The organism is Defluviimonas sp. D31, assembly GCF_033436765.1.
In the GTDB taxonomy this organism is placed as follows: Bacteria; Pseudomonadota; Alphaproteobacteria; order Rhodobacterales; family Rhodobacteraceae; genus Albidovulum.
Window position 1 is genome coordinate 410,200 of record NZ_JAWQFN010000001.1, and the last position, 6,439, is coordinate 416,638.

The window sequence follows — 6,439 nt, forward strand, 5'->3', positions numbered from 1 at the left end:
GTTAACAAATAGTGCATGTCGCGCGAGTCTCCAACCGGAAAGTAAGAACATAACAAGAACTGCTCAATGCATGCTGACATCATGGCTCGGGCGGACTGCACGAAATGCGGACACACCTCTTCAAATTCATCTTTTTGAATTTATTTTCCGCCCGGACCTTGATATGAAGGGCCGACACGCCAGATCAGACGGCGAGATCAACTCAGTGAAAGGCCCTTCAATGCTGTCCTTCATCCGCTCCCTCACCTCCGGCGCGCCCGGTCTTTCGCCGAAGGACGCCGTCGCCCGCGCCGCGGCGGGAGAGCTGACCGTGATCGACGTCCGCGACGGCACCGAGATCGCCGCTTCCGGCAAGGCGGCCGGCGCGCTTCACGTCCCGCTCGCGGTCCTGCGCATGAAATGCGACCCGTCGAGCCCCGAATGCCTGGCGGAGCTTTCCTGCGAGCGCCCCGTGGCGCTCTACTGCGCGTCCGGCGCCCGCAGCCAGATGGCGGCGCAGATGCTCGCGCAACTCGGCTACCGCGAGGTCTACAACCTTGGCGGCTTCGGCGACTGGCGCGCCGCGGGCGGCGCCGTCACCCGCTGACCCATCAAGCGCTCGGCGGCTCGCCGCCGTTCCCGATCGCCCGGCCGGCAATGCCCAGGGTCCCGCGCCCCAGGGCGCGCTGCGCGCGGTTGATCCCGGCGAGCGGCGAGTCGAGCGGTGAGATCCGCTCGGTCTCGACAATGATCGTCGTGCCTGACCAGACCGAGGGCGATCCCGGCAGGAACACGGTCGCATGATCGCCGTCCCGCTCGACCTCGTAGGCAAGCTGCCAATGGTCGTCGAACCGGACCACAACGGCCTTCAACAGCCCCTCGCGCTCCTCTGACTCCGCGAGGCCGCTGACCTTGGCCTTGACCGCGACATAGCCCGGAATCGTATCGGTGAGGATCGCGTCCACCGCCGCGACGCGCGACTTCACGATGCGATGGCGCACCGCGAGCCCGGACAGGAAGCAGAAGCCAAGGATCAGGACCGACGCCGCCAAGCTCACCAACACCGGCCTCGCGGCGTGCGCTTCGGGCAGTGCTGCTTCTATCGGCCCGGCCACCTTGTTGGCAACGAGCCACGCCTTTTCGAGCACGATAACCAGGAAGCCAAGCGGCACGAGGGCCAGCATCCCGCCGACAATCGTCGTCTTGATCATGCTCCCCCCAGTCCCGGGCACCGACCGCCCGTTCCGCTCTGGCGCCACTACGGCCCTGCCTTAAGGACCGACCGCCGGCGGGTCACATGCGTGACCCCGCCGGCCGTCGCGCGCCGTCAGATATGCAGCGCCCGGCCGTAGGCGTCGAGCACCGCCTCGTGCATCATCTCCGAAAGCGTCGGATGCGGGAACACCGTCTCCATCAGCTCGCCCTCGGTCGTCTCGAGCGTGCGGCCGACGACGTAGCCCTGGATCAGCTCGGTCACTTCCGCGCCGATCATGTGGGCGCCGAGAAGCTCGCCGGTCTTTGCGTCGAAGACGGTCTTGACCAGACCCTCCGCCTCGCCGAGCGCGATCGCCTTGCCGTTGCCGATGAAGGGGAAGCGGCCGACCTTGACCTCGTAGCCGGCCTCCTTGGCCTTGGCTTCGGTCAGACCGACGCTGGCGACCTGCGGATGGCAGTAGGTACAGCCAGCGATGGTGTTCGGCTTGATCGGATGGGCCTTCTTGCCGGCGATCAGCTCGGCGACCATGACGCCTTCATGGCTGGCCTTGTGGGCGAGCCAGGGCGCGCCGGCGATGTCGCCGATCGCGTAAAGCCCCTCGACGCCGGTGCGGCAATACTCGTCCGTCACGACATGGGTGCGGTCGATCTTCACGCCGAGACCTTCCAGCCCGAGGTTCTCCACGTTGCCGACGATGCCGACGGCCGAGATGACGGTGTCGAACTCCATCGTCTCGGTCTTGCCGCCAGCCTCGATATGCGCGGTAACCTTGCCCTTGGCGCGGTCGAGCTTCTTGACCGTGGATTTCTCCATGATCTTCATGCCCTGCTTGGCAAACGCCTTCTTGGCGAAGGCCGAGATCTCGGCATCCTCGACCGGCAGCACGCGGTCGAGCACCTCGACCACCGTCGTATCGGCGCCGAGCGTGTTGAAGAACGACGCGAACTCGATCCCGATCGCCCCCGAGCCGATGACCAGGAGCTTCTTCGGCATCCGCTTCGGCATCAGCGCGTGCTTGTAGGTCCAGACCAGATCACCATCGGCCTCGAGCCCCGGCAGCTCCCGCGCCCGCGCGCCAGTGGCGACCACGATCGCCTTGGACGACAGTTCCTCGGTCCCCTTGTCGGTCTTGACCGACACGGTGCCCTTCTTCGGCAGCGTCGCCTCGCCCATGAAGACGGTGATCTTGTTCTTCTTCATCAGGTGGCCGATGCCGCCGGAAAGCTGCTTTGCCACACCGCGCGAGCGTTGCACGACGGCGTCGAGGTCATAGCCGATCCCGTCGGCCTTGAGCCCGAATTCCTTGGCGCGGTGCATCAGGTGGAAGACCTCGGCCGAACGCAAAAGCGCCTTCGTCGGGATACAGCCCCAGTTGAGGCAGATGCCGCCCAGATGCTCGCGCTCGACGATCGCGACGTTGAGCCCGAGCTGGGCGCCCCGGATCGCGGCGACATAGCCGCCCGGACCCGCACCGATCACGATCATGTCGAAAGTCTTCGCAGCCATGTCCTACCTCCCTCGGAAAAAGTAGTTTGCCATTAAACTACTTTTTGATTCTACACAATGCGCCTGCCGCAGGAACGCCATGCGCAGGACGCATGGCTGCGCTCAGGCGCTGGCGAGTTCATCCAAGATCGCGCGATAGCCGCCGCTTTCAAGGAATTCGGCCTCTGCGGCAGAGCTCTTCCGGCCGAGCGCGGCATTGCGGAACGGGAAGCGGCCGAAGCGGCGGATGATCTCGCGATGGGCCAGCGCATGGGGAAGGTAGCCAGCACCCGACTCGGGCATGTTGCGCTCGACCAGCGCAACCGAGAGATCCTGGTCCCCGATCTCTTCGGAATGCTCGAACGGCATGTAGAAGAACACCCGCTCGGGCTCCTTCACCTTGAGGTCGTAGCCGAGATCGACGGCGGCCCTTGCGGCCGCGAGGGCGCGGGCATCGGTGGCGAAGGCCTCGGGCTTGCCGCGGAACATGTTGCGCGGGAACTGGTCGGTGAGGATCAGGTAGGCCAGCGTGCCGCGCGGCCCGTTGCACCAGAATTCGCGCTGGCCGGCGTGGGCCGCCTGCCACTCCGCGCCGAACCGTGCGCGTATCTCCGCGTCCACATCGTCGGCCGCGACATACCAGCCGGACGGTCCTACCTCGTGCAGCCAGAACTCCACCACGGCTTCAGGTTCAGACATTCCCTTGCCCCCCGCATCCTTGTGATCCGGGCTTCAGATTTGCAGGATGCGGCCCGAAAAGCCAGTGCGATGATGCTCAGTCGACCGTGTCGCGGCCGGTCGGCGCCTCCCCCGGTGCTTTCGTTTCGCTTGTGCCCGCGGTCGCGTCCTGGGCCTCGGCCTGCACCTCGATCGCGGCCTCGACCGCGACGAGGCCGGCCGTCGGCGCGAGCGGCATGAAGGCGCCGGGATGGTCGGTCGGCGGCGCCGGGCGCCGGCTCATCCGCCAGGCGGCATAGACCGCCATCATCGCGAAGAGCACCGCGATGAAGAGGAAGAAGCCCGCCGGTCCGATCTCGGCCATGATCCAGCCGGTGAGGATCGGGCCGCCGATCGCGCCGACGCCGTTGATAAAGATCAGCCCCGCCGAGGCGGCGGCCATGTCGGAGCCTTCGAGGAAGTCGTTGGTATAGGCGACGAGGAGCGAATAGAGCGGGTTCGACACCCCGCCCATCAGCGCGCCGACCGCGACCAGCATGACGAAGTTCGGCTCCATGACGACCGGCACGATCGTCGCAACAGCGCCAAGCACCGCGAGCGCGAGCACCAGCTTGCGCCGGTCCATCCGGTCCGAGAGCCAGCCGATCGGGTATTGCAGCACCAGCCCGCCGACATAGATCGAGGCGACGAAAATCGACAGGTCGCGCACCGACAGCCCCACCGTCGCGCCCCAGACCGAGGCCATGCCGAACTGCGCCGAGAAGATGCCGCCGAGGAGGAAGATGCCGACGCAGCCGAGGGGCGAAATCTGGTAGAGACGGAAGAAGCTCAGCGGCTTCGTGAGCTCGAAGGCCGGCGCCTGGCTGGCGGTGAGCAGGATCGGCGTGAAGGCGATCGAGACCAGCACCGAGGGGATCACGAACAGCAGGTAGCCCGACGGATCGCCGACGTTTAGCAGACCCTGCGCCGAGATGATGCCGAGCATCTGCATGATCATGTAGAGCGACAGCGCCTGGCCCCGGGTCTCGTTCGTCGAGGCGTTGTTGAGCCAGCTCTCCGCGGTGATGTAGACGCCCGAGAAGGAGAACCCGATCACCACCCGCATCACCGCCCAGGCCATCCAGTCGGGTGCGGCCGCATAGGCCACAAGAACCGCCGAGATCATCGAGCCGAGCGCGGCGAAGACCCGCACATGGCCGACGCGCCGGATCATGTTCGGCGTCATCTGCGAGCCGAACAGGAAGCCGAGGAAATAGGCCGACATGACGAAGGACATCTGCGTCGTCGAAAACCCCTCGATCGCACCGCGGATGCCCAGAAGCGTACCCTGCACGCCGTTGCCGATCATCAGCAGCATCATGCCCAGCAGCAGGGCCCAGGAGTTGCGAAGTACGATCAGCATCGGAATGTCTTTCGGATCAAGAGGCGGCGGGAAGTGTGCAGGATCGGCGCGGGCTTTCAGGCCCGGTCGCGACCGGGCGTGGCTGGATTGCGCCGTTCGGGCAGGAGAAGCGAGGCATCGCCGTAGGAGAAGAACCGGTAACCTTCCGCGACCGCGTGGTCATAGACGCGGCGCATCCGCTCCACGCCCATCAGTGCCGAGACAAGCATCAGAAGCGTCGATTTCGGCAGGTGGAAGTTGGTCATCAGCCCGTCGGTCACGCGGAACGCATAGCCGGGATAGATGAAGATGTCGGTCGGCCCGCGCCAGGGACGGACCTGGCCATCGGCACCGGCCGCACTCTCGATCAGCCGGAGCGCGGTGGTGCCGACCGGGATCACCCGGCCGCCTGCGGCGTGCGTCGCGTTGATCTCGTCCGCGGCCTCGTCGGTCACCTCGCCCCATTCGGCATGCATCTTGTGGGTCGCGACATCCTCGACCTTCACCGGCAGGAAGGTGCCGGCGCCGACATGGAGCGTGACATGGGTGAAGCTGACGCCCTTCGCGGCGAGACGCGCGAGCAGCTCGTCGTCGAAATGCAGGGAGGCCGTGGGCGCCGCGACCGCGCCCGCGCGGCGGGCAAAGACGGTCTGGTAGTCCTGCCGGTCCTGGTCGTCGGGCGCGCGCATCGCCGCGATATAGGGCGGCAGCGGCATGTCGCCGGCCTCGGCGAGCGCCGCGTCGAACTCTTCGTCAGAAAGGTTGAAGTCGAGCTCCGCCTGCCCCTCCTCGATGCGCGCCACCACGGCCGAAAGCCGATCGGAAAAGCGGATATGCTCGCCCTCCTTGAGCTTTCTCAAGGGCTTGACGAGCGTGGCCCAGGTCCCGTCGGGACGCGGCTCCAGCAGCGTGACCTCGATCCGCGCGACCGCATCGCCCTGCCCGGTCGCCCGGGCCCGGGTTCCGGCGAGCCGCGCCGGTAGCACCTTGGTGTCGTTCAGCACCAGCCGGTCGCCGGGGCCGAGCAGATCGACGAGGTCGCCGACATGGAGATCGCGGATCTCGTCGCCCTCGACAAGGCAGAGCCGCGCCGCCGAACGCGGCCGCACCGGCCGGGTGGCGATCAGCGTGTCGGGCAGTTCGAAGTCGAAATCGGAGAGTTTCATTGGCTGGGTTTCGGCGGGCTGGTGCGGAAGATCTCGCGGAACATGCCGGGGGTGAGGATCGAGAGCGGGTTGACACTGATGCGGGGCGCATCCGCGTTGCCCGCAAGGCGGTAGTTGAAACCGAAGAGCCCCTCGCCCTGGCGCGAGAAGATCTGGCCGATCCCGTTGAGCATATAGATCGGCGAGACGGTGCCCTGCAAGTCCATGCGCTTGGCCGCGGTCTCATACCGGCCCGAAACCGAAATGCCGAGCGAGGGGCCCGTCGCCGCGCCGCTGCGAATATCGACCGCGCCGGGCGTCAGCCGGAACTCGCCGGCGACGTTTGAGAAGAGGATGCCGGGGCCCGAGAGCTGAGAGAGCAGGCCGACAACCGAGACCGCGTCGAGAAGTGCCGCAAGCACCGGGGCATCGACGACGCGGATGTTGGCTATCCGCACGGAGCCGTCATAGGAGCCCGACGCGCCGACCGGCCGCAGGCTGAGTTCGAACCGGCCGCCGACCCCGCGCGAGAAAATCCCCGCGGCGCGCAGCGCC

At 66.6% G+C, this 6,439-nt stretch carries 7 protein-coding genes; 1 reads left to right on the forward strand and 6 read right to left on the reverse strand.

Annotated features, from left to right (window positions below):
• Nucleotides 1-220: 220 nt before the first annotated feature.
• The gene (locus tag R5H32_RS01980; protein ID WP_318337003.1) at nucleotides 221-586 is read left to right on the forward strand and encodes a rhodanese-like domain-containing protein; all 366 of its coding nucleotides are present in this window, start codon (nucleotides 221-223) and stop codon (nucleotides 584-586) included.
• A 4-nt stretch (nucleotides 587-590) separates the two neighbouring features.
• Here the strand turns inward: R5H32_RS01980 and R5H32_RS01985 are convergent, their stop codons facing one another.
• The 6 genes from R5H32_RS01985 to R5H32_RS02010 form a co-directional block, all read right to left on the reverse strand.
• A complete protein-coding gene (locus R5H32_RS01985; RefSeq protein ID WP_318337004.1) occupies nucleotides 591-1,190 on the reverse strand; it encodes a DUF502 domain-containing protein in 600 nt (199 codons plus the stop codon).
• 116 nt (nucleotides 1,191-1,306) lie between these two features.
• Entirely contained in the window at nucleotides 1,307-2,701 is a 1,395-nt protein-coding gene (gene lpdA, locus R5H32_RS01990) for a dihydrolipoyl dehydrogenase (protein ID WP_318337005.1), read from the reverse strand.
• A 102-nt stretch (nucleotides 2,702-2,803) separates the two neighbouring features.
• The gene (locus tag R5H32_RS01995; RefSeq protein ID WP_318337006.1) at nucleotides 2,804-3,379 is read right to left on the reverse strand and encodes a DUF924 family protein; all 576 of its coding nucleotides are present in this window, start codon (nucleotides 3,377-3,379) and stop codon (nucleotides 2,804-2,806) included.
• Between the two features lie 76 nt (nucleotides 3,380-3,455).
• Entirely contained in the window at nucleotides 3,456-4,760 is a 1,305-nt protein-coding gene (locus R5H32_RS02000; RefSeq protein WP_318337007.1) for an MFS transporter, read from the reverse strand.
• Between the two features lie 56 nt (nucleotides 4,761-4,816).
• Nucleotides 4,817-5,905: a tRNA preQ1(34) S-adenosylmethionine ribosyltransferase-isomerase QueA gene (gene queA / locus R5H32_RS02005; protein WP_318337008.1), complete on the reverse strand. Its 1,089-nt coding sequence runs from the start codon at nucleotides 5,903-5,905 to the stop codon at nucleotides 4,817-4,819.
• On the reverse strand, nucleotides 5,902-6,439 hold a 538-nt coding region (locus R5H32_RS02010; RefSeq protein ID WP_318337009.1), incomplete at its 5' end, for an AsmA-like C-terminal region-containing protein. The genes queA and R5H32_RS02010, both read right to left, overlap by 4 nt.

What these genes read in the sequence shown, in the direction of transcription:
- R5H32_RS01980 (WP_318337003.1), top strand. Translation starts at nt 221, where the DNA reads ATGCTGTCCTTCATCCGCTCCCTCACCTCCGGCGCGCCCGGTCTTTCG.
- R5H32_RS01985 (WP_318337004.1), bottom strand. Translation starts at nt 1,190, where the DNA reads ATGATCAAGACGACGATTGTCGGCGGGATGCTGGCCCTCGTGCCGCTT.
- lpdA (WP_318337005.1), bottom strand. Translation starts at nt 2,701, where the DNA reads ATGGCTGCGAAGACTTTCGACATGATCGTGATCGGTGCGGGTCCGGGC.
- R5H32_RS01995 (WP_318337006.1), bottom strand. Translation starts at nt 3,379, where the DNA reads ATGTCTGAACCTGAAGCCGTGGTGGAGTTCTGGCTGCACGAGGTAGGA.
- R5H32_RS02000 (WP_318337007.1), bottom strand. Translation starts at nt 4,760, where the DNA reads ATGCTGATCGTACTTCGCAACTCCTGGGCCCTGCTGCTGGGCATGATG.
- queA (WP_318337008.1), bottom strand. Translation starts at nt 5,905, where the DNA reads ATGAAACTCTCCGATTTCGACTTCGAACTGCCCGACACGCTGATCGCC.